15 protein-coding genes and 3 pseudogenes are annotated in these 21,663 nt (G+C 62.8%); 10 read left to right on the top strand and 8 right to left on the bottom strand.

The window, feature by feature from the left end; all coding sequences use genetic code 11:
- Window positions 1-98 precede the first annotated feature (98 nt).
- The 5 genes and pseudogenes from BLW24_RS05490 to BLW24_RS05470 all read right to left on the bottom strand — a co-directional run bounded on the left by BLW24_RS05490 (window position 99) and on the right by BLW24_RS05470 (window position 4,825).
- Window positions 99-1,190 (bottom strand): IS630 family transposase, encoded by a 1,092-nt coding sequence (locus BLW24_RS05490; protein ID WP_090376034.1) that lies wholly within the window; start codon window positions 1,188-1,190, stop codon window positions 99-101.
- A 227-nt stretch (window positions 1,191-1,417) separates the two neighbouring features.
- Window positions 1,418-2,312, bottom strand: a pseudogene (rarD, locus tag BLW24_RS05485) (EamA family transporter RarD).
- 140 nt (window positions 2,313-2,452) lie between these two features.
- Window positions 2,453-3,025 carry a DUF4166 domain-containing protein gene (locus BLW24_RS05480; RefSeq protein ID WP_167360324.1) on the bottom strand — a complete coding sequence of 191 codons (573 nt, stop codon included), beginning with the start codon at window positions 3,023-3,025 and terminating at the stop codon, window positions 2,453-2,455.
- A 35-nt stretch (window positions 3,026-3,060) separates the two neighbouring features.
- Window positions 3,061-4,035: a serine/threonine protein kinase gene (locus BLW24_RS05475; RefSeq protein WP_090377701.1), complete on the bottom strand. Its 975-nt coding sequence runs from the start codon at window positions 4,033-4,035 to the stop codon at window positions 3,061-3,063.
- Between the two features lie 55 nt (window positions 4,036-4,090).
- A complete protein-coding gene (locus BLW24_RS05470) occupies window positions 4,091-4,825 on the bottom strand; it encodes a ComF family protein (RefSeq protein ID WP_090377697.1) in 735 nt (244 codons plus the stop codon).
- An 80-nt stretch (window positions 4,826-4,905) separates the two neighbouring features.
- On the opposite strand from BLW24_RS05470, the gene bioB reads away from it, so the two are divergent.
- The 9 genes and pseudogenes from bioB (at window position 4,906) to BLW24_RS05425 (ending at window position 14,364) form a co-directional block, all read left to right on the top strand.
- Window positions 4,906-5,961 carry a biotin synthase BioB gene (bioB, locus tag BLW24_RS05465; protein ID WP_090377694.1) on the top strand — a complete coding sequence of 352 codons (1,056 nt, stop codon included), beginning with the start codon at window positions 4,906-4,908 and terminating at the stop codon, window positions 5,959-5,961.
- A gap of 108 nt (window positions 5,962-6,069) precedes the next feature.
- On the top strand, window positions 6,070-7,251 hold the full coding sequence (bioF, locus tag BLW24_RS05460; RefSeq protein WP_090377690.1) for an 8-amino-7-oxononanoate synthase: 1,182 nt from the start codon (window positions 6,070-6,072) through the stop codon (window positions 7,249-7,251).
- On the top strand, window positions 7,244-7,975 hold the full coding sequence (locus tag BLW24_RS05455) for an alpha/beta fold hydrolase (RefSeq protein WP_090377686.1): 732 nt from the start codon (window positions 7,244-7,246) through the stop codon (window positions 7,973-7,975). The genes bioF and BLW24_RS05455 overlap by 8 nt, the downstream gene beginning before the upstream one ends.
- Window positions 7,968-8,774, top strand: a complete 807-nt coding sequence (gene bioC / locus BLW24_RS05450) for a malonyl-ACP O-methyltransferase BioC (RefSeq protein WP_090377682.1) — start codon at window positions 7,968-7,970, stop codon at window positions 8,772-8,774. Before BLW24_RS05455 ends, bioC begins: the two co-directional genes overlap by 8 nt.
- 63 nt (window positions 8,775-8,837) lie before the next feature.
- Window positions 8,838-9,527, top strand: a complete 690-nt coding sequence (gene bioD / locus BLW24_RS05445) for a dethiobiotin synthase (protein ID WP_090377679.1) — start codon at window positions 8,838-8,840, stop codon at window positions 9,525-9,527.
- Window positions 9,528-9,623: 96 nt separating this feature from the next.
- Window positions 9,624-9,929, top strand: coding sequence for a hypothetical protein (locus BLW24_RS05440; protein WP_090377676.1), 306 nt, complete (start codon window positions 9,624-9,626; stop codon window positions 9,927-9,929).
- A 153-nt stretch (window positions 9,930-10,082) separates the two neighbouring features.
- Window positions 10,083-10,775 carry a putative metalloprotease CJM1_0395 family protein gene (locus tag BLW24_RS05435; protein ID WP_338062048.1) on the top strand — a complete coding sequence of 231 codons (693 nt, stop codon included), beginning with the start codon at window positions 10,083-10,085 and terminating at the stop codon, window positions 10,773-10,775.
- A gap of 165 nt (window positions 10,776-10,940) precedes the next feature.
- On the top strand, window positions 10,941-12,746 hold the full coding sequence (locus BLW24_RS05430; protein ID WP_090377670.1) for a phenylacyl-CoA dehydrogenase: 1,806 nt from the start codon (window positions 10,941-10,943) through the stop codon (window positions 12,744-12,746).
- A gap of 324 nt (window positions 12,747-13,070) precedes the next feature.
- Window positions 13,071-14,364 (top strand): annotated as a pseudogene (locus BLW24_RS05425) (GGDEF domain-containing protein).
- 47 nt (window positions 14,365-14,411) lie between these two features.
- On the opposite strand, the gene BLW24_RS05420 reads toward BLW24_RS05425, so the two are convergent.
- Window positions 14,412-15,161, bottom strand: a complete 750-nt coding sequence (locus tag BLW24_RS05420; protein WP_090377667.1) for an alpha/beta fold hydrolase — start codon at window positions 15,159-15,161, stop codon at window positions 14,412-14,414.
- Between the two features lie 4 nt (window positions 15,162-15,165).
- Window positions 15,166-15,555, bottom strand: a complete 390-nt coding sequence (locus BLW24_RS05415; protein ID WP_090377664.1) for a nuclear transport factor 2 family protein — start codon at window positions 15,553-15,555, stop codon at window positions 15,166-15,168.
- 95 nt (window positions 15,556-15,650) lie between these two features.
- On the opposite strand from BLW24_RS05415, the gene BLW24_RS05410 reads away from it, so the two are divergent.
- Window positions 15,651-16,616 (top strand): LysR family transcriptional regulator, encoded by a 966-nt coding sequence (locus BLW24_RS05410; RefSeq protein WP_090377661.1) that lies wholly within the window; start codon window positions 15,651-15,653, stop codon window positions 16,614-16,616.
- Between the two features lie 4 nt (window positions 16,617-16,620).
- On the opposite strand, the pseudogene BLW24_RS27380 reads toward BLW24_RS05410, so the two are convergent.
- Window positions 16,621-21,610 (bottom strand): annotated as a pseudogene (locus BLW24_RS27380) (hemagglutinin repeat-containing protein).
- Window positions 21,611-21,663: the final 53 nt, after the last annotated feature.

The following is a 21,663-nucleotide window of genomic DNA, read 5'->3' as shown; positions in this document are numbered from 1 at the left end:
TCAACAGCCAGCTAGAGCCACTATTTATCCACGATCGATGTGGATAACTCTGTGCGTAGCATGAGGAGCCCCGGAGCACTGCCTAGTGGCTTGTCTGGTTAATCCAATAACTCATTCCGAATTACAGCCAGCTTTGCTCGATGCACGGAGCTGATAATCGACTCAGCCGTTTTGCTCCAGCGGAACGGCTTAGCCGAATGTTCGTTATGAGCCTCAATGAAGCGACGTATCGCCGCTCTCAGGTCAGCCACGCTGCTGAAGGCATCACGATAAAGCGCCCGTCTTTCCAGTTGCGCAAACCAGCCCTCCACGGCGTTCAGCCACGAGGCGCTGGTCGGTGTGAAGTGCAGCTTGAAACGGGGATGCTTCTCCAGCCATTCCCTGACGGCAGCGGTCTTGTGAGTCGAGCTGTTGTCCAGAATTACATGCAGGTCCAGCTCGGCGGGGGTGCTGCGGTCGATCTGTCGAAGGAACTCCAAAAACTCCTTGGCCCTGTGCCGCTGGGTGATACGGCCGATGACCTTACCCGTCAGGATGTCAAAGTCTGCGTACAGACTGGCCGTACCGTGGCGCTTATAGTCATGCGTCCGCCGCTCAATCTGCCCGGGCTTGAGCGGCAGCATGGGCTGTGTGCGGTCCAGCGCCTGGATCTGTGTTTTTTCGTCAACAGATAGCACCAGGGCGTTGTCGGGCGGATTCAAATAGAGCCCGACGACATCGACCACTTTGTCTGCAAAGTGCGGGTCGTTACTGATCTTGAAGGTTTTCAACCGGTGCGGCTTGAGGTCGGCAGCAGCCCACACCTGTGCGACCTGCCAGATGCTGACCCCAGCGTACTTGGCCATCAACCGTAGGCTCCAGTGGGTAGCTTCGCGCGGGACTCGCTGGGTCGTCAGCGTCAGGATTTCCTTGATCTTCGCTTCGTTGAGCTTGCGAGGCGCTCCACTGCGCCGCAGGTCACTCAGCCCCTCCAGACCGGTCTCCTGGTAGCGTTTACGCCATTTGAAGACCACTGGCGCAGAGACTTGCAGCTGCTCGCTGATCTCCTTGGGCGTGAGACCGTTGGCCAGCAGCAACAGAATTCTGGCCCGCTGGCCGATGCTCTGAGGCAGCGATCCCATGCGTAACCAGCCTTGCAGCATGTCGGCATCACTGGGACTCAAGAAGAATGGGGCTGCTGGCCGGGCCATATGGGGGCTCAATTCATGACGATAGAGCGCGCAGTATACTGGCTCGGCATTGGATTAACGAATTTTGCAGACAGTTCACTAGTGCCCCGGGGCTTTTTGCTAAGTGCTTATTTTTTAAGCGCTTAGCAACTGGTTGTGCACAAAGGCCGGGGATGCTTCTGTGGATAAGCCGGGGGCAACTGGCTGCAGGCCTGCCGCCTCGGGCGTTACAGTCCGCTGATTGTTTTTTAATCAGCCTGGCGTTTACGCAAACTGAGCCAGGCATCGACGCTGTAAATCGCCAGGCCCGCCCAGATGCAGATAAAGGCCAGCAACTTGCTTGGGTCGAAATGCTCATCAAACAGAAAGATCGCCTGCAGTAGCACCAGGGTCGGTGCCAGGTACTGCAGAAAGCCCAGGGTGGTGTAGGGCAGATGGCGGGCGGCGGCGTTGAAACACACCAGCGGCACCAGGGTGATCGGCCCTGCGGCGATCAGCCAAAGGGCTTCCGGGGTACTCCAGAAGTCAGCCTGGGTGCTCATTGCCGCCGGGTGCAGCATTAACCAACCCAGAGCCAGCGGGAGCAGTAGCCAGGTTTCCACCACCAGGCCGGGCAGTGCAGCCACCGGCGCCTGTTTGCGGATAATCCCGTAGAAGCCAAAGGTCAGTGCCAGCACCAGGGATACCCAGGGAATGCTGTCGACCTGCCACAGCTGCTGCAATACACCCAGCGCGGCCAGGGCCACTGCCAGCCACTGCAGGCGGCGTAAGCGCTCACCGAGAATCAACATGCCCAGCAGCACGTTGACCAGCGGGTTGATGTAGTAGCCCAGGCTGGCTTCGAGCATGCGCTCGTTATTCACCGCCCACACATACACCAGCCAGTTGCTGGCAATCAGCACGCCGCTGAGGGCCAGCACGGCAAAGCGTTTGGGATTATTCAGCAGCTCGCGCAGCCAGCCGGGATGCTTCCACACCAGCAGCAACAGCGCGCCGAACAGCGCCGACCAGAGTGCGCGATGAACGATGATTTCCAGCGCGGGCACGCTCTGAATCGCTTTGAAGTAGAGCGGGAACAGGCCCCAGATGATGTAGGCGGTCAGGCCGAGAATATACCGCGCGACGCGGGTTGGCGGTGGCCATGCAGGGTCCTTGCTTAGGCGGCTAACGAGAGGCTTGCGATTCTAGTCGGCGTGGCAGGGACTTGTCTGGCCGTTCAACTTTGTAATTAACGCCACATGACTAATTAGCGTAAGCCTGGCTTTACAGGGCCTTGGCAGCTGTTATGGCGCGTGGTCGCGCAACTCGGCTGTCGCGCTCTCCAGTTGCAGCGCCCCGCTGTAGCTGAGCAGGTTGCCAAGCAGGGGCAGGCTGAAGCCGACGTAGAAGTAATAGCGGCCATTTTCAATGCGTTTGTAGGCCTCGGTACGTGGCAGTAGCCATAGTGGAATGCGCACACCGTGCAGCCAGGCCTTGAGCGGTCGCCAGTACCAGCCGCCTTGGCGAATATCTACCGCCAAGGCCAGTGTCAGTGCCCCGGTGGATTCCAGCCAATAACCGTCCGGCCAGCTGTCACTGGGCTGAAAGCGTGAGTAGAGCACGGCGGAGTCGGCGAAGCAGCGGTTCCAGTGCAGGCAGTCATCTGTACCATGGATATCCACTTGGAATGCCACAGCTGTGTGCTCCGTTGGAATGCCCAGGCGCATCGCCAGGCGTGCCCCGACGACTCCGGCAAGACCGCGACCTAGTTGCAGATCGACCTGTCCATGCAGCTTGCCGCCCTGCTGGTGTAGCTGTTGTAGCAAAGGGTTTAGTTGAACAAAGCCCGCACCAAACCAGCGTTCGACGATGGACATAGAGAACTCCATTCTCGATTAGAGGTGTTGCCGGTTTAGAACAGCTTTAGCGGTTCTTCATCCAGTGCGGACAGCTGCTCACGCAGGATCAGAATCTGATCGCCCCAGTAACGCTCGCTGCCAAACCAGGGGAAGCTCATGGGGAAGGCCGGGTCGTCCCAGCGGCGTGCCAGCCAGGCGCTGTAGTGCATCAGGCGCAGGGCGCGCAGGCCCTCGATCAGTGGCAGTTCGCGCGGGTTGAAGTCGTGGAACTCCTGATAACCGTCCATCAGCTCCGACAACTGGCCGAGGCGCTCATGGCGTTCGCCGGCCAGCATCATCCACAGGTCTTGCACGGCCGGGCCCATGCGGCAGTCGTCGAGGTCGACCATGTGGAAGGTGTCGTCGCGGCACAGCAGGTTGCCCGGGTGGCAATCGCCGTGCAGGCGGATCGCCTGCACCGGATTGGCGGCGAACAGCGTATCCAGGCGCCCCAGCAGATCCCGCGCCACCGACTCGTACGCCGGCAGCAGGCTGCGCGGAATAAAGTTGCCATCCAGCAGGGTGGCCAGCGAGGCGTGGCCGAAGTTGCTGACCTGCAAGGCTTCACGGTGGGCAAACGGCTTGAGTGAGCCGACGGCGTGCAGGCGGCCAAGCAGTTGGCCGAGGCGGTACAGTTGGTCGAGGTTGCCGGGTTCCGGCGCGCGGCCGCCACGCCGGGGGAACAGTGCAAGACGAAAGCCGGCGTAGCTGAACAGGGTTTCGCCATCGCGCACCAGGGGCGCCACCACCGGTACTTCGCATTCGGCCAGCTCGAAGGTGAAACTGTGCTCTTCGCGGATAGCTGCATCGGTCCAGCGATCCGGGCGGTAGAACTTGGCGATCAGCGGCGTTTCGTCCTCGATGCCCACTTGATAGACGCGGTTTTCATAGCTGTTCAGCGCCAGTACGCGGGCGTCGCTGAGATAGCCGATGCTCTCCACGGCATCCAGCACCAGGTCGGGTGTGAGTGCGGCAAATGGATGGGGCATGGGCGACTCCGGGGTAATTGGTCGCAAAGTGTAACCCTTAACCGCTGTTGGCAGCTCAGTCGCCAGGCTTTGGCGTGCGCGCCAGGCAGTACACATCGATCCGTGCAGCGCCGGCCTTTTTCAGTAGCCGCGCCAGGCTTTCGGCGGTGGCGCCGGTGGTCAGCACATCATCGACCAGTGCCACGTGCAGGCCGCTGATTGCGTTACCCGGCGCCAGGGCAAAGGCCTTGCGCAGGTTGCGTTTACGCGTGGCGGCATCCAGTTGCTGTTGCGCCGGGGTGTCGATCACCCGTAGTAGCCAGTGCGTCTGCAGCGGCAGTTGTAGGCTGGTGCTCAGCCATTGAGCGAGCAAACCAGCCTGATTAAAGCCGCGCTGGCGTTGGCGTTTGTCCGCCAGGGGCACGGGCAGCAGCAGGTCGGGGCGCGGCAACCCTTCATCGAAGGCATGCTGCAGATGGTGTGACAAAAGCTCGCCGAGCAGACGTCCCAATGGCCACTTGGCCTGATGCTTGAAGCGGGTAATCAGGCTGTCGACGGGGAAGGCGTAACGCCAGGGCACTTCAACCTTGCTGAAGCTCGGCGGCTTGTTCAGGCAGGCTCCGCAGACCAGGCCTTGACTGGGCAGCGGCAGGGCACAGACCTGGCAATGCCCGCCAAGCCAGGGCAGCTCGGCTTCGCAGCTGGTGCAGATGGCCAGCGCGGCATCCGCGACTTCATCGCAAAGCAGGCAGGCTTGCTTGCTTTTTAACCAGTTGTAAACCGGGTGCTGTGGGTTGGGTTGACAGCGTATACGCCTTCCATAACTATGCCGAACATCCGTGTCGCGTCCGCTGAATCTAGCAGGGCGCAGCCAACAATAAGGAATTACCGATGAGCGCCACCACCGCCGCCAACCTGCGTCACGACTGGACTCTTAATGAGGTCAAGGCGCTCTTCGATCAACCGTTCAACGACCTGCTGTTCCAGGCGCAAACTGTGCACCGCGCGCATTTCGACCCGAACCGCGTGCAGGTCTCGACCCTGCTGTCGATCAAAACCGGTGCCTGCCCGGAAGACTGCAAGTACTGCCCGCAGTCCGGCCACTACAACACCGGCCTGGAAAAGGAAAAACTGCTGGAAGTGCAGAAGGTGCTGGAGGCTGCCGCCGAGGCCAAGGCCATCGGTTCCACGCGTTTCTGCATGGGCGCGGCGTGGAAGCATCCGTCGGCCAAAGACATGCCCTACGTGCTGAAAATGGTCGAGGGCGTCAAAGCCCTGGGCCTGGAAACCTGCATGACCCTGGGCAAGCTGGATAAAGAGCAGACCCAGGCCCTGGCCGCTGCCGGCCTCGACTATTACAACCACAACCTGGACACCTCGCCGGAGTTCTACGGCAACATCATCACCACCCGCACTTACTCCGATCGCTTGGAAACCCTGGCCTATGTGCGTGATTCGGGGATGAAGATCTGCTCCGGCGGCATCCTCGGCATGGGCGAGTCGCTGGACGATCGTGCCGGCCTGTTGATTCAGCTGGCCAACCTGCCGGAGCACCCTGAGTCGGTGCCGATCAACATGCTGGTAAAAGTCAAAGGCACACCGCTGGCCGATGAGCAGGATGTCGATCCGTTTGACTTTATCCGCATGCTCGCGGTGGCGCGGATCATGATGCCGCAGTCCCACGTGCGCCTGTCCGCCGGCCGCGAGGCGATGAACGAGCAGATGCAGGCCCTGGCGTTCTTCGCCGGCGCCAACTCGATCTTCTACGGTGAGAAGCTGCTGACCACTGCCAACCCGCAAGCCAACCAGGACATGCAGCTGTTTGCTCGCCTCGGCATCAAACCGGAAGAGCGCGAAGAGCATGCCGATGAAGTGCATCAGGCGGCCATTGAGCAGGCGCTGGTCGAACAGCGTGACTCCAAGCTGTTCTATAACGCCGCGGTCTGATGGCCGTGCTCTGAATCGGTGGGAGGGGCTTTAGCCGCGATTCGGCGCAAGGTCGGTCGCGGCTAAAGCCCCTCCCACGGTATTGCGTCCTTATTGTCCAGGTTGCCTATGTCTTTCGACCTTGCCGCTCGCCTCGCTGAGCGCCGCACCGCCAACCTCTATCGTCAGCGCCCGCTGCTGGAGTCTCCGCAGGGGCCGCTGGTGCAGGTCGATGGTCGCCAGCTGCTGGCCTTCTGTTCCAACGATTACCTCGGCCTGGCCAATCATCCGCAGGTGATCGAAGCCTGGCGCGCCGGTGCGCAGAAATGGGGCGTGGGCGGTGGCGCCTCGCATCTGGTGATCGGCCACAGCACGCCGCATCACCAACTCGAAGAAGCACTGGCCGAGTTCACCGGACGCCCTCGCGCACTGCTGTTTTCCACCGGCTATATGGCCAACCTCGGTGCGGTCACCGCGCTGGTCGGGCAGGGCGATAGCGTGCTGGAGGATCGCCTTAATCATGCCTCCCTGTTGGATGCCGGCCTGCTCAGCGGTGCGCGCTTTTCCCGTTACCTGCATAACGATGGCGTCAGCCTGGCCAATCGCTTGCGTAAGGTGACCGGCAATACCCTGATCGTCACCGACGGTGTGTTCAGCATGGACGGTGATCTGGCCGACCTGCCATCGCTGTGCGCTGAAGCGCGCCGCGCGGGTGCCTGGGTGATGGTCGATGATGCCCACGGTTTCGGCCCGCTGGGTGCAACCGGCGGGGGTATTGTCGAGCACTTCGGCCTGGGCCTGGACGATGTGCAGGTGCTGGTCGGCACGCTGGGCAAAGCCTTCGGTACGGCCGGTGCCTTTGTTGCTGGCAGTGACGACCTGATTGAGGCCCTGGTGCAGTTCGCCCGCCCCTATATCTACACCACCAGCCAGCCGCCGGCGCTGGCCTGCGCCACCCTGAAAAGTCTGGAGTTGCTACGCAGCGAGCATTGGCGGCGTGAACACCTGAATGCCCTGATCAAGCGTTTTCGCGAAGGTGCCCAGGCCATCGGTCTGGAGCTGATGGACAGTGCTACGCCGATTCAGCCGATCCTGATCGGCGACAGTGGCCGCGCCCTGCAGTTGTCGCAGATGCTGCGTGAGCGTGGTCTGCTGGTCACCGCGATTCGTCCGCCCACCGTGCCCGCCGGCAGTGCGCGCTTGCGCGTAACCTTGTCCGCCGCGCACAGCCTGGAACAGCTGGAGCTACTGCTGGAAGCGCTGGCTGAGTGCTGGCCGCTGCTGACTGGCGAGGTGGCCGTGCATGCGTGATCGACTGATTCTGCTGCCCGGCTGGGGCTTGGGTACTGCGCCCTTGCAGCCGCTGGCCGAGGCCTTGTGCGGCCTCGATCTGCGCTTGCATGTCGACATCGAGCCTTTGCCGACGCTGGATTCCAGTGATCCGGACGACTGGCTGGATGAACTGGATGCCATGCTGCCTCAGGATGCCTGGCTCGGCGGCTGGTCCCTCGGCGGCATGCTTGCCGCTGAGCTGGCGGCGCGCCGCGGCGAGCGTTGCAGCGGCTTGCTGACCCTGGCCAGCAACCTGCGCTTTGTGGCGCAGTCAGATTGGCCTGCGGCTATGTCGGCTGAAACCTTTAGTGCTTTCCGTCAGGGCTGCGCCGCTGATGCGCCCGCCACTCTGAAGCGGTTTGCCCTGCTTTGCGCCCAGGGCGCGGTGGAGGCTCGCGGTCTGTCGCGGCAGTTGCTGGCGGCGGCTCCGCAGGTGCAGCCCGAGGTACTGCTGGCCGGGCTGGATCTGCTCGCCAACCTGGATACGCGGGCAGCGCTGCAGGCCTTTGTCGGCCCACAACTGCATCTGTTTGCCGGCCAGGATGCGCTGGTACCTGCGAGCGCTGCGCAGGCCTTGCTGGAGTTGTTGCCGGATGTCGATATCGGCCTGATTGATAACACCAGCCACGCCTTTGTCCTTGAGCGCCCGCATGAGCTTGCGGCGGCGATTCAGGCGTTTCTGCATGAGGCCGGTGATGACTGATCTGGCCCATGACCCACTCGGCGGCCTGCCGGATAAACGTCAGGTGGCGGCGTCGTTTTCCCGCGCAGCGCAAAGCTACGACAGCGTGGCGGCTCTGCAGCGCAACGTGGGCCAGCAGCTGCTGGCGCAGTTGCCGGCGGCGATCAGCCCGGCGCGTTGGCTCGATCTGGGGTGCGGTACCGGCTATTTCAGCCGTGCGCTGAGCGAGCGTTTTCCGCTCAGTCAGGGCGTGGCTGTGGATATCGCCGAAGGTATGCTGCAGCACGCTCGGCCGCTGGGCGGCGCGCAGCAGTTTATTGCCGGCGATGCCGAGCGCCTGCCGTTGCGCGAGGCGTCCTGCGACCTGCTGTTTTCCAGTTTGGCGCTGCAATGGTGTGCGGATTTTTCCGCGGTGCTCAGTGAGGCCGCACGGGTGCTGCGCCCTGGCGGTGTGCTGGCGTTTAGCAGTCTGTGTGTTGGCACCCTGCAGGAGCTGCGTGACAGCTGGCAGGCCGTGGATGGCTTTGTCCACGTCAACCGCTTCCGCCGTTTCGAGGATTACCAGCGCCTGTGCGGTGATAGCGGGCTGGCGCTGCTCTGCCTGCAAACCACGCCTGAGACGCTTTATTACCCCGATGTGCGCAGCCTGACCCATGAACTGAAAGCCCTGGGTGCGCACAACCTCAACCCCGGCAGGCCCGGCGGTTTAACCGGGCGGGCGCGCATGCTGGCATTGCTTAACGCCTATGAGCAGTTCCGCCAGCCACAAGGCCTGCCGGCGACCTATCAGGTGGTTTACGGCGTATTGCGCAAGGGCTGAGATAAGCGCGGCCTGCCCTAAGAGTCTTCACAGAGACGTCAATACTCCTCACCAGAGATCGCTATGAGCCAAGCATTTTTCGTGACCGGCACCGACACCGAAATCGGCAAAACCACCATCGCCGCCGGGCTGCTGCACGCCGCACGAATGACGGGGCTGTCGACTGCGGCGGCCAAACCGGTGGCATCCGGCTGCGTGCGCACAGTGGATGGTCTGCGCAATGACGACGCTCTGGCATTGCTCGGCGAATGCACCCTGGCGTTGCGCTATGAAGAGGTCAACCCGCTGGCCTTCGAGCCGGCGATTGCCCCGCATCTGGCGGCGCGCGAGGTTGGTGTATTGCTGGATGTTGCCGCGCTGCAGGGGCCGGTGCAGGCGATTCTGGACAAGCAGGCGGACTTTACCCTGGTCGAAGGGGCGGGCGGTTGGCGGGTGCCGTTGGCTGGTCAGGAAGCCCTGTCGGATCTGGCGATTGCCCTGCAGTTGCCGGTGATCCTGGTGGTCGGCGTGCGTCTGGGCTGCATCAATCAGGCGCTGCTCAGCGCCGAGGCCATTCTGCGTGACGGCCTGCAGTTGGCGGGCTGGGTGGCCAATCTGGTCGACCCGCACACCTCGCGGCTTGAAGACAATCTGGCGACCCTGGCCGAGCGGCTGCCTGCGCCCTGTCTGGGTTATCTGCCGCGCCTGGCCGAAGCCACGCCGGCTGCGGTTTCTGGCTATCTCAATCTCGATCTATTGCACCGCGCGCTATAAGCAGGCCTAGTGCCATAGCCTTTTGCTTGTACGTTTTTCGAGCAAATTCTGCTTCAATTGAAGTCGTTAGTGGTTTGCTACAGCGGGAGCTTGGGCATGGAAATTTCAGGAAGCGCCTTCAACTCGGGCATCAGCACCATTCAGTCCGGCCGGCGCCGGGTCGATCAGGCTGCGGCGGATATCGCCAGCAATGCGGTTACCCAGCCACAACAGCCGACCTCCACGCCGCCGGCCAATCAGGTCAACCCTGCGCCGAGTTCGGCCGAGCAGGCGCGTCCTGATCTGGCGGAAAGCCTGGTTGCTCTGCGCCAAGATCAGAATGAAGCAGAAGCAGAAGCAGGTGCCAAGGTGGTGAAAACCGCCGATGAAGTGCTTGGTACCCTGATCGATACAACGGCCTGAGTCGCCCGCCCCGAGCGTACTCATGCCTGGCAATGAGGCAGTAGTTGCGGGGCGAGGAGTCATTGCATGCAGATTGGCGGCGCAACGTCTTATCCTGCGCCTGCAGCAACCCTACTGCCGGCCCGGCCTCTTGCGTCCAATATTTCCCCTGATGTGTCCCCCGATATCACTCGCGCCGCTCAGGCGCCGATAACCGCTGCCCAGCCGCTGGCCGATGAGCAATCGGCCTCGTCGCGTGAAGAAGCGGATAAACCAGCCGATTCCTCTGCCAATCCCGAGCAGGCCAAGAGCCGCGAAGGCGAGTCCAGCCCGCAGCAGCAACGTCTTGAGCAACTGGAAATCGCCAAGCTGGTCAATCGTGATCAGGAAGTACGCACCCACGAGCAGGCACATGTGGCTGTCGGTGGCCGCTATGCCGGTGCGCCGAGCTACACCTATGAGCGCGGTCCGGATGGTAAGCGCTACGCGGTGGGTGGTGAGGTGAGCATCGACACCAGCCCGATCCCGAATGACCCCGAAGCGACCCTGCGCAAGATGGAAATTGTCATCCGTGCTGCACTGGCCCCTGCTGAGCCCTCGGCGCAGGACCGGCAAGTGGCCGCGCAAGCGCAGTTAAAGATGGCCGAGGCCCGTGTCGAGCTGGCGCAACAGCAGCGCAGTGAGGTGGAGGCCGCCAGTGAAGCGCGTGCCGAGCAGCGTAAAAAAGAGGACGAAGAGAAGCCTGATGAGGAGGAAAAACCCACCAAGGCTGTCCAGCAGAATCTGCCACCGCCACCTAGTCTTGAACTGTACAGGCAGCTCAGCGGTTTGCAGACGCCCGCCCCGGTTGTCGATCTGGTGACCTGAACGGCGCTTGGGGTACTTGACATTAAATAGGCATAAACGTATGTTTCAAACGCTTGTTTGATTAGCTCGGTTGCCAAGGGGCAGGCGAGCGCCGGGATTGCTCCCGAAAACGACCGAATATCCGGTCACCTACACACTAAGAATCCACCGCAGAGGTTAACCGCTATGCCTGATTACAAGGCCCCCTTGCGTGATATCCGTTTCGTACGCGACGAACTGCTCGGCTACGAAGCGCATTATCAGAGCCTGCCTGGCTGCCAGGACGCTACTCCGGACATGGTCGACGCCATCCTTGAAGAAGGCGCCAAGTTCTGTGAGCAAGTGCTGTCGCCACTGAATCGTGTAGGTGACACCGAAGGCTGCACCTGGTCTCCGGAAGGCGTGAAAACCCCTACTGGTTTTAAAGAAGCCTATCAGCAGTACGTTGAAGGCGGCTGGCCGAGCCTGGCGCACGACGTTGATCATGGCGGCCAAGGTCTGCCTGAATCGCTGGGTCTGGTGCTGAGCGAAATGGTCGGTTCTTCCAACTGGTCGTGGGGTATGTACCCAGGTCTGTCGCACGGCGCGATGAACACCATCTCCGAGCACGGCACCGACGAGCAGAAGCACACCTACCTGACCAAGCTGGTATCCGGTGAGTGGACTGGCACCATGTGCCTGACCGAGCCGCATTGCGGCACCGACCTGGGCATGCTGCGCACCAAGGCCGAGCCTCAGGCTGACGGTTCGTACAAGGTTTCCGGTACCAAGATCTTTATCTCTGCTGGCGAACACGACATGGCCGATAACATCGTCCACATCGTGCTGGCCCGTCTGCCCGACGCGCCGCAAGGCACCAAAGGCATCTCGCTGTTTATCGTGCCGAAGTTCTCAGTCAACGCTGACGGCACCGTAGGCGCGCGTAACGCTGTTTCCTGTGGCTCGATTGAGCACAAGATGGGTATCCACGGTAACGCCACTTGCGTAATGAACTTTGACGGCGCCACCGGTTATCTGATCGGCCCAGCCAACAAAGGTCTGAACTGCATGTTCACCTTTATGAACACGGCGCGCCTGGGTACTGCTCTGCAAGGTCTGGCTCACGCTGAAGTCGGCTTCCAGGGTGGTCTGAAGTACGCTCGCGAGCGTCTGCAGATGCGTTCCCTGACTGGCCCGAAAGCGCCGGACAAAGCCGCTGACCCGATCATCGTCCACCCGGACGTGCGTCGCATGCTGCTGACCATGAAAGCCTTCGCCGAAGGCAACCGTGCAATGGTGTACTTCACTGCCAAGCAGGTAGATATCGTCAAGTACAGCAAAGACGAAGCCGAGAAGAAGCAAGCAGACGCTCTGCTGGCTTTCCTTACCCCGATCGCCAAAGCATTCATGACCGAAGTCGGCTTCGAAGCGGCCAACCACGGTATCCAGATCTATGGCGGCCACGGCTTTATCGCCGAGTGGGGCATGGAGCAGAACGTTCGCGACAGCCGTATCTCCATGCTGTACGAAGGCACCACCGGTATCCAGGCACTCGACCTGCTGGGCCGTAAAGTGCTGCAGACTCAAGGCGAAGCGCTGAAAGGCTTCACCAAGATCGTGCACAAGTTCTGCCAGGCCAACGAAGCCAACGACGCTGTCAAAGCGTTCGTCGAGCCTCTGGCCAAGCTGAACAAGGAGTGGGGCGACCTGACCATGAAAGTGGGCATGGCTGCGATGAAGGACCGCGAAGAAGTCGGTGCCGCTTCGGTGGATTACCTGATGTACTCCGGCTACGTCTGCCTGGCTTACTTCTGGGCCGATATGGCGCGACTGGCTGCCGAGAAGCTGGCTGCTGGCGCTGAAGACGAAGCCTTCTACAAGGCCAAGCTGCAGACCGCTCGTTTCTACTTCGCGCGCATTCTGCCGCGTACCCGTGGCCACGTAGATGCCATGCTGTCCGGCGCCAATAACCTGATGGAAATGGACGAAGAGCACTTTGCTCTGGGCTACTAAGCCTTAGGTTCCACCGCAGGTCAAAAACCGCTGCCCTATGGGGTGGCGGTTTTTTTTATGGCCTGCCATCCATGCATCCATGTGCTCAGCCCTTTGGGGCTTGCGCGCAAAAGCGCTCCCGGCGCTTTTGTGACCCGCCATTGCTGGCAGCCTCCCTTCGGGCCGTCGCTGCGCGACGTTAACAACTATTCCAGACAGTTTTGTTGGGCGAATAAAAAGTCCCAGGTAGCTTGTCGATTTGCCTGTCAGGTTCCGTGCGCAACGCGTTCGTTACAGGCAAACTGCGCGGCGTTGCCCACTTTTTATCGCTGTGTGGAGCCCGTCTTGTCGCGTCTTGCTGCTGTGCGCTTCAGTCATTTCCTGCCTTCGCTGCTGCTTCTGTTCGGCGGTTTGCTGTTGGCGCGGTTGGCGGTGTTGAGTGAGTTTTTCACCTCGCTGTTCAACGTATTGCCGACGCTTCTGCTGTTGCTTGGAGGGGCGTTCTGCCTGGTCTATGGCCGCCAGCGCGAAGTGTTTCTGCTGTTGACGCTGTACCTCGGCTACTTCCTCCTCGATACCCAGGTTGATCATTTCCGGGCCACGGGGCAGGTACGCAGTGATGCGGCGCTGATCTTTCATCTGTGCAGCCTGTTGCTGCCACTGCTCTACAGCCTCTATGCCGCCTGGCAGGAGCGTACCCACCTGCTGCAGGATCTGATTGCCCGGGCTGCTGTTCTGCTGGCAGTCGTTGCGGTAGCGGTGGGCCTGGCGCAGCGCTTTCCGCAAGCGTTGCTGCATTGGTTATTGCGGGTGCGCTGGCCGGCGCTGCAGGTCGAGTGGCTGGCGCTGGTGCAACTGACCTACCCGGTATTTATCCTCGGCCTGATTCTGCTGCTGGTGCAGTATCTGCTTACGCCCCGGCCGTTGCATGCGGCGCAGCTGCTGGGTTTGTGCGGCCTGCTGTGGATGCTGCCGAACACTTTTATTCTGCCCAATGCGCTGAATGTGATGAGTAGCCAGATCATGCTGATTCTGGTCGCTGCCATGGCGCACGAGGCCTACCAGATGGCCTTTCGCGACGAACTCACTGGTCTGCCGGGGCGCCGCGCCTTGAATGAACGCCTGCAGCGCTTGGGCCGCAGTTATGTGATCGCCATGGCCGACGTCGATCACTTCAAGAAATTCAACGACACCCACGGTCACGATGTTGGCGATCAGGTGCTGCGTCTGGTCGCCGCCCAGCTGCGCAAGATCGGCGGTGGGGGCAAGGCCTACCGTTATGGTGGTGAGGAGTTCACACTGGTGTTCCCCGGCCGCACCCTGGAGGAGTGCCTGCCGCACCTGGAGGCGGTACGCCAGGCGGTGGAGGTCTATCGCCTGCAGCTGCGCGATAAGCAGCAACGACCCAAAGGACGACCAGCAGGGGCGCCAGCGTCGTGGCGGTGCCGCCGCCGCCGAGGTGTCGGTGACGGTGAGCATGGGCGTGGCCGAGCGCGATGAGGCATCGCGCACGCCCGAGCAGGTGATCAAGGCCGCCGATCAGGCCCTGTATGCGGCCAAGAACGCCGGGCGCAACCGGGTTTCCCGACACGGCACGACCCGTCGCGGTGCCGTGCGGGTAACCCCCAGGCTGGGCTGAGCAGGCTGCATGACAGACGTTCGGCCTGGGCCTAACGTCGCCCCAGATTAGCTCCGGATGAGGGCGGCCGCGGCCTGCAGCAGGTGCTGCAGCAGCGCCTGGGTAGCGCTGAACTGCGGGCTATGGCCACTGTCGAGACTGGCACGGTAGTGCGGCGGTAGCTGTTCCTGCATGGCGCGTTGTACGGCCAGCGGCAGGGCCTGGTCGGCGGTGCATTCCAGGTAGGCGCGGGGCAACTCGGCCCAGCGTGAACTCAGGCGCAGCTCCTGCGCCAAGGGGGCGGTGGGTTCTGCGACGAACAGCGGTTGCACCTGGGCGAAGCTGGCCGCCGGCAGGTCCTGGGCGACGGCGCGGTGCTGGTGCTCGGCGGCGATGCTGACGCTGTGTCCGTCTGCGGCGAACTGCAGATGCTCGAGCGCCACCGAGCCTTGCGCCCCGGCGGTGGCCTGGAGGAAGGAGCAACCGCTCGGCAGCATGAAGGCGCACAGGTAGATCAACCCAGAGACCTGTTCGGCATAGTCCTCGCCGGCCTGGCTGATCAGCAGGCCGGCGAAGCTGTGGCCGACCAGCACCACCGGATACTGGGCAGCGTCGATGGCCTGCTCGATGCTGGCCAGGTAGTCGGCGAAGCGGATATCGGCGGCGGCGAGGGAAGATGCCTGCGCATGCCCGGGCAGTTCGACGCAGAGCACTTCATGGCCGTGATCGCGCAGCGGCTGCAGCACCGGTTGCCAGATCCAGCTGCCGGTCCAGGCACCATGAACCAGGATATAGCTCAGCGGGTTGGATGGAGTCATGACCTTAGCCCTCCTGGCCGTTGGAGACGAGCAGGGCGAACTGGTCGGCGGCCAGGCGCCAGACGCCGTCCTCGCCGAGCTGCCAGCGCTCCTGGGTGATCACGCCGCTGCCGATGTTCATCGTCCATTCGGCGCTGAGGTCGACCTCGGTGGCGCTGAGTACCTGCAGCTTGAGCTTGTGGTAGCGCAGCTCGCGGGCGCCCTGGGCGATCAGTTCGCACCAGAACTTCTCGATCTCGGCTCGTCCGCTGCTGCGGGCCAAGGGCTCGGCGTGCATCGTGGCATCCGCGGTATAGGCGGCGGCGCAGGCCTGGCCATCCTGGCGATTGAATTGGTCGATCCAGGCCTGGCTGGCGTCGAGTACCGCGAGTGCGGCGAGGTGATGGCTGTGCATGCTGAAACTCCTGGGGGTTGAGGGCACAGACAACAGGTTACGGGTAAAGCTATATTTGATAATCCAGCCGATCTCTGAATAACTGTTTGGTAAAAATGAACAATCTGGCGGTGGTTACGCGTGCACCGGCATTCCTCGAGGTGGTCAACCAGGGCTCGTTCACCCGCGCCGCGCAGGTGTTGGGGCAGAGCAAGGCGGCGGTCAGCCAGCAGGTGTCGCAACTCGAGGCGCTCTTGGGGGTACGCCTGCTGCTGCGCAGCACCCGACGCCTGAGCCTGACCCCGGCCGGACAGCAGTTCGCCGAACGCTGCCGGGCACTGGCGCAGCTGACCCAGTTGGCCATCGACGAGCTGCAGGAGCAGGGGCGTGCGCCCAGCGGCAAGCTGACCCTGAGCCTGCCCCATGCTTTCGAGCAGGTGTTGCCGGGCATCCTCGCCGAGTACTTGCAGACTTTTCCGCAGCTGCTGCCGCAGTTGCTGGTCAGCGACGAGCGTCTGTCGTTGCTAGAACAGGGTATCGACCTGGCGATTTCGGTGGGCGAGCTGCCCGATAGCAGTGAGCGCGCCTTGCCGGTCGGCGAGTTGCGGGCGTGGCTCTGTGTGGCGCCGGCCTACCTGGCCCGCCAGGGCATGCCGGACAACCTGGAGCAGTTGCATGAGCATCGACTGATCTGCGCCCATTGGCAGCAGCAGGCCCGGGCCTGGCACCTGGTGGATGTCCATGGCGAACGGCGTCAGCTGGCGATCGCCGAGACGGCCTATGCATCCAGTCTGCAGGCGGTGCTGGCCATGGCCGAGCAAGGCTTGGGGGTGGCGTTGTTGCCGCTGTTGGTGGCCCAACCGCTGCTGCAGCAAGGGCGCTTGCAGCGTCTGTTGCCGGCGTGGCAGGCGTCGCCGCGGCCGATCTATGTACGGCATGCCTATGCGACGAACTTGCCGGCGCACCTGCGCCACTTCGTCACGCTGCTCAAGGCACGCTTGCAGGGCGTGGCGCGCGCCGCCGCCTGGCCGGCGTTGCGGTCGAGCGCTGGGGCGGTCCTAATCCCCCAGCGCTTCGGCTAGCCGCTTAGGGCTTTTGTTCGATGCCGGCCTGTACCACATGGCGGTCATTGTGGCTGCCTAGGCGCAGCACGCCGAGGTTGAACAGTTGGTCCTTCTGGGTGGCGGCATCCTGCTGCTGGGTCAGCTCGTCCTTGATGCCGAACAACAAATCCACCGGTGACTTGGACAGGTTGAGGCCGAGGTCGGCGCGGTAGTCCTTGCTGTCGAGGGCGCTGCTGCTGACAGCCGAGCCGCCGAGGTCGACTGTACCGTTACTGGCTTTGAGGGTTGCGCCATTCAGTTGGGTCGTACCGCCGACCTGTAGCTCGATCCCTTGGCTGGCGCTGATACCCGAGGCCGAGGTAACGGCATCCTTGTCGACATGGCTGACGTCCAGATACAGGGTCGGAGTGAGCGCTGCCGTGTTGCTCTTGTCACCGAACAGTACGTTGCCCACCTTGTCGGCCACTGTCTTGCCGGTACTGGTTTTGTCGTTCACCGCGTAGCTGCCTTCCTTGCTGCCGCCGAGTTTGTCCTTGAGCTTGGCCAAACCGTTGGCGGCGGCGCCGGCCTTGTCGGCCAGGTAACCCTTGGCCTGATCCGGCTTGTTGCCCAGGTTGCTGCGCGGTTCTGGGTGGACGTCGTAGCTGCCGCTGCGCGAGAGCGCGTCGGTCAGCTTGTCCTTGGCAATGCCGGCCTGGCTGACCAGGCTATCCTTGGCGTCACCCAGCTTGCCGGCGACCTTGTCCACTCCGTTTTCCAGCTTTCCGCGATGCTGGTCGAAGGCGGCTTGGCTCTTTTCCTTGAGCGGGTCGGCGAGGGGGCCTGTGGTCTTGCCGAGTTTCTCCACCAGACCGGGCTGGTTCTTCTCGCCGGCGAGGCGCAGGTCGATGCCCAGTTTGAGGCGCTGCTCGCTGTCTTTGCGGCTCTCGACGCTCAGGTTACCGCCGATCTGGCCCCCGACCCGATCCGCCTCGATGGTCGCACCGGCCAGGCGGGTATCGCCCTGACTGTTCAGCGTCACCCGCTCGGCCTGGATCTGGCTGTTGTGTTGGGTGGTGCTGTCGAGTTTGTCGACATCGATCTTGACCCTACCGTAGACGCCGTAGTTGTCCTGGTCAGTGTCCTTGCTGGCGCCCTGATTCTGATAGGTCTTGCCGCCGCTACCGCCCAGGCCGAGGCCAAGACCCCAGGTGTTGCGGTGCTCGGTTGACTGCGCCGACTCTTGCAGGATGTCACCCTGGCTGGCACTCAGGTCGACGCTCTGGGCGTTGATCCGGGTGCCTTGCAGATGCAGTGCCTGGGCGTCTGCGGCCGCCGCGCTCAGCTCGACCCGACCCTGGCTGTACAGCGTGCCGCCTTTGGCTGTCAGGCTGTTTTCCTGCACCCTGCCGATGGCGAACTGGCCGCCGACGCTGGCGCCTGAGTTGCTGGTCTCCGCCCCTTTGGTCTTGCTCGCGCCGAGGCTCAGACCACCACCGAGGTTGCTGCCTTCGGCCCGGTGGCTGTTGGTGGCTGCTTGGAAGTCCAGCTGACCGGCAGCGTTCAGGTGAACGTCCCCCACCTGCTGCTCGGCGCTACCGAACTGGCTGCCTTGCAAGTGCAGGTCGCCACCACTGTCCAGCACGCTGGGGCCGTTACCGGCGAACGTGACGACCTGGGCCTGGCTGTCCTGGCTACTCAGACGCTGGTCGTTGACCAGGAAGCTGGCCGAAACGCTGCCGCCCTTGCCGCCCGAACCCTTGCTCATGCCAGCTTGCAGGCTGGCGTCGCCCTTCAGGCTGTGACTGTCGCTGGCTTGTCGGTCGTTGGCCTGGTTCAGTACCAGGTCGCCGCCGGCTTGCAGCTGCACGCCGCCCTGGCCGCCATTGAAACGGCTGCCTTCGTAGGCACCGTCGGTGCCCAGCTGGATCTGAATACCCTGGCTACCGCTGAGGCTGCCGAGCACTGCCTTACTGTTGCTGCTGTTGCTCTCGGCAGAGCCACCAATGCCGCTGAGGCGGCCGTTGATGTCCTTGCCGGTAGTGGTGTAGACGCGCAGCGTGGTCTTCACGCTGAGGTTGTCGGCGCTCGTACTGTGGCTGTCGCTGGCGGCGTTCAGGGTATGGCTACCGGCATTGATCTGCAGCTGGCCTTGATCGGCGCGATACTGGGTGCCCTGGTCCTGTACATGTCCGGCGACGTCCAGCTGCAGCTGGGCGGCGCTAAACTGGCTGACCACGGCCGTGCTGTCTTGTTGCTGGCTATGGCTGTTCTGGTAGGCAACGTCAAGGTCGAGGCCGAGGTTGGGCTGCTCGAAGGCATCGAGCAGACCTGGCTGATAGAAGTTGCGTTGAGCCACGCCTTCTACGGCTTTCTCGATGGGCCGCGTAATACCCTTGTACTCAATGTTCGCCCCCAGATCGACGCTCCAGCCTTGCTCGTCGCGGGTGCTGCTATGGCTATTTTGTGCGGCCCGGTTATCCACCGTTCCGGCGCTGATGTGGAGGCTATCGCCAGCGACGAGTTGCGCTCCTTGGCTGGTCAGGGTGCCACTGCCGTTACCGGCATCGATGCGTAGTTGCCCGGCGGAAGCAATGCCGCTGGTCTTGGCCGTGCTGCCCGTGGCACTGCTGTCGAGCGTCTGTTGCCCACCCTCCCAGCCGCTGCCGGCGCGATCCAGTCCGCCGGTGTAGTAGAAACCCACGCCAGTGGTGTTTGGCTGCTGTCGCTGTGGCTGCTGTCCTGGGCCGCTAGCAGGTTGACGTCCTTGGCGGCCAGGCTGCGCCGCCTTGGCCGGCGCCGATCTGCGAACCCTGCAAGGTCAGCTCGGCCTGGCTCGCCAGCGCTACCGTACCGCCCTTGAGCTCGCTGCCCTGATGGCTGGTGGTGTCGCTGTTGCGGGTTTCCTCGACCTGCTCATAGCGGATGCCAGCGCGATACTGCCGCGAGCCCTTCTGCGTGTCGGTCGCGACCTGGGTTTCCTTAGCGTAGGCAGAGAAGCCGTGGCTGTCGGTGGTGACGGTGGTTTGTTCGGTGTTTTTCGCCGCCAGCACATCGATGTTGCCCACCGCATCGAGCTTGAGCTTGTCGGCGGCCTCGACCAAGGCGCCGACCACGGACAGATCGGCGGCACTCTTGAGCTGCAGGTTGCTGTCGGAGCTCAGCTCACTGAGCACCAGGGTGCTACTGGCGACCCGGCTGCGTTGCTCATCCTTGACCAGGCCGAACAGCTTGCTGTCCTTGTCATGCTGATTGCTCAAGGAGCTGTCCTGCACACCGTCGATGGTCAGGCTGCCCTGTTGGCTGATCACGCTGGCGTCGGTCTTGCCGCGCACCTGGCTGCCGCTGATGCGCACGTCGTCGGCGGCGATTAGCAGTTTGCCCTGGGCATTGACCTCGCTGCGCTGGTTGAGGGTCTGGGCCTTGTCGCCGCTGCCATTCTTGCCAAAGAAGCTGCCGCCGGTGAGGTCGCCGGAGTAGCTGCTGTTGCTGTTGCTCTGGCTGCGCGTGGCCGTGTCGATCTCGATTTTCTGCTTGCTGCCGAGGATCAGGTCGCCGCCGTTTTGCACCACGGCACCCTCCAGGCGCAGGTTGGCGCCGCTCTGGACTGCCGCGTCGCCGCCGGCCTTGAGCTGGCTGGCGATGCTGCGCTCGCTGCGGGAGCTGTTGTCCCAGTTGGCTTTCCACAGGTGCTTGCGATGGTTGCCGCGGTCACGGTGTTCGCTGATCTCGTTGGCTGCGCTAAGCGTCAGGTCGCCGCTACTGTCGACTTTGAGCTGTTTACCGGCCGTGACGCTGGAGCCTTGCAGGCGGGTGTCGGCGCCGGCCTGCAGGCTGGCATCGCGACTGGCCTTGATGGTGCTGCCGTGTTGGCGGGAGTCGCGGTCGGTGATGGTCTGGTCGTAGGTCTCGTAGGTGATGCCCCAGAACTTGTTGTTCCAGTTGTTGCGCGACTCGCGTAGCTGCTTGCTCTCCAGGCTGCTCAAGGTCAGGTTGCGCCCGGCGCTGAGTTGCACGTCGCGCCCGCTGACCTCGCTGGCGGCTAGGCCGAGGTCGGCGGCGGCCTTGAGGGCCACGTCGCCCTGGCTGCTGCGCACGTTGGCCAGGCGGCCGTTGAGGCTGTTGTCCTGGGCCGCTTGGCCGCTGATGGTCAGGTCGCCAGCCGAGCTGATGCTGACGCCGTCGCGCCCGTCGATCTGAGTCGGGCCAACCTTGACCCCGGCGCCTTCAGCGGTGCTGACGATATTGATGCGTCCGGCTTGCATGGCGCCGAACAGGCTGGCATCGATGCGCTGGCCGGTGCCAGCACTGGCCGTGGCACTGGCGTGCACCTGGCCATCGGTGTAGCCGACCTGGTTACGTCCGGCGGTCAGGTTCAGCTCATCGCGGGCGCGAATTTGCCCCTGACTATCAATTTGGGGAGCCAGCAGGTCCAGTCGACCGTCGTCGTTGCGCAGACCCCCGGCCTGGATGGTGAGCTTGCCGTTGGCATTCTGCGTGTTCAGCCCTTGCAGTTGACCGTCCTGCAGTTCGGGCTTGCCCACCACCAGGCTGGCGCGTGGCGCGTTGATAAAGCTGGCACCGTTGACGCTGATGCCATTGGGGTTGGCCAGGACATAGTCAGCGGGGCGACCGAAGATCTCCTGGGCACCGTTGATCTGCGAGGCGTTGCGGCTGATCACTTCGTTGAGGATCACGCTGGCGGCCTGGCTCTGCAGTTGCGGGTTGGCCGCCAGCTGTCCGGCCAGGATTGATTGGCCATTGCTCAAGGCGTTGTTCAGCACCAGCCCCTGACGGTCGACGTTAAAGTCGAGGAACTGGTTGTGCGACAACCCGGAGGCGTTGGGGGCGACGATGTTGATCACCGGTACGCCTTGCTGGTTGTGAATCTGCGGCGTGCCGCCGGGGCCGTTAGCGGCAGCCAGGCCGGCGGCGAAGGCCGGTTGCAGCGATTGAAACAGCATTAGGCCGGCGATGGACCAGCGCAGCCTGCCTCTGGGCGAGAGCAGAAATACTTCCGTGTTGTTGGGCATAAACACCTTCATTTTGTGGAGATGAATAGGAGTGCGCGTCTTCGTATGGCCGC

Origin of the sequence: Pseudomonas anguilliseptica (genome assembly GCF_900105355.1) — a bacterium.
GTDB classification, from domain to species: domain Bacteria; phylum Pseudomonadota; class Gammaproteobacteria; order Pseudomonadales; family Pseudomonadaceae; genus Aquipseudomonas; species Aquipseudomonas anguilliseptica.
The sequence above is the reverse complement of the archived record's forward strand: the minus strand, read 5'-3'. Positions and strand labels throughout refer to the sequence as shown.

Coding starts and splice junctions, on each gene's coding strand:
- BLW24_RS05420 (WP_090377667.1), bottom strand. CDS start 15,161: ATGACTCCATCCAACCCGCTGAGCTATATCCTGGTTCATGGTGCCTGG.
- BLW24_RS05410 (WP_090377661.1), top strand. CDS start 15,651: ATGAACAATCTGGCGGTGGTTACGCGTGCACCGGCATTCCTCGAGGTG.
- BLW24_RS05490 (WP_090376034.1), bottom strand. CDS start 1,190: ATGGCCCGGCCAGCAGCCCCATTCTTCTTGAGTCCCAGTGATGCCGAC.
- BLW24_RS05430 (WP_090377670.1), top strand. CDS start 10,941: ATGCCTGATTACAAGGCCCCCTTGCGTGATATCCGTTTCGTACGCGAC.
- BLW24_RS05455 (WP_090377686.1), top strand. CDS start 7,244: ATGCGTGATCGACTGATTCTGCTGCCCGGCTGGGGCTTGGGTACTGCG.
- BLW24_RS05480 (WP_167360324.1), bottom strand. CDS start 3,025: ATGTCCATCGTCGAACGCTGGTTTGGTGCGGGCTTTGTTCAACTAAAC.
- bioB (WP_090377694.1), top strand. CDS start 4,906: ATGAGCGCCACCACCGCCGCCAACCTGCGTCACGACTGGACTCTTAAT.
- bioC (WP_090377682.1), top strand. CDS start 7,968: ATGACTGATCTGGCCCATGACCCACTCGGCGGCCTGCCGGATAAACGT.
- bioF (WP_090377690.1), top strand. CDS start 6,070: ATGTCTTTCGACCTTGCCGCTCGCCTCGCTGAGCGCCGCACCGCCAAC.
- BLW24_RS05415 (WP_090377664.1), bottom strand. CDS start 15,555: ATGCACAGCCATCACCTCGCCGCACTCGCGGTACTCGACGCCAGCCAG.
- BLW24_RS05475 (WP_090377701.1), bottom strand. CDS start 4,035: ATGCCCCATCCATTTGCCGCACTCACACCCGACCTGGTGCTGGATGCC.
- bioD (WP_090377679.1), top strand. CDS start 8,838: ATGAGCCAAGCATTTTTCGTGACCGGCACCGACACCGAAATCGGCAAA.
- BLW24_RS05440 (WP_090377676.1), top strand. CDS start 9,624: ATGGAAATTTCAGGAAGCGCCTTCAACTCGGGCATCAGCACCATTCAG.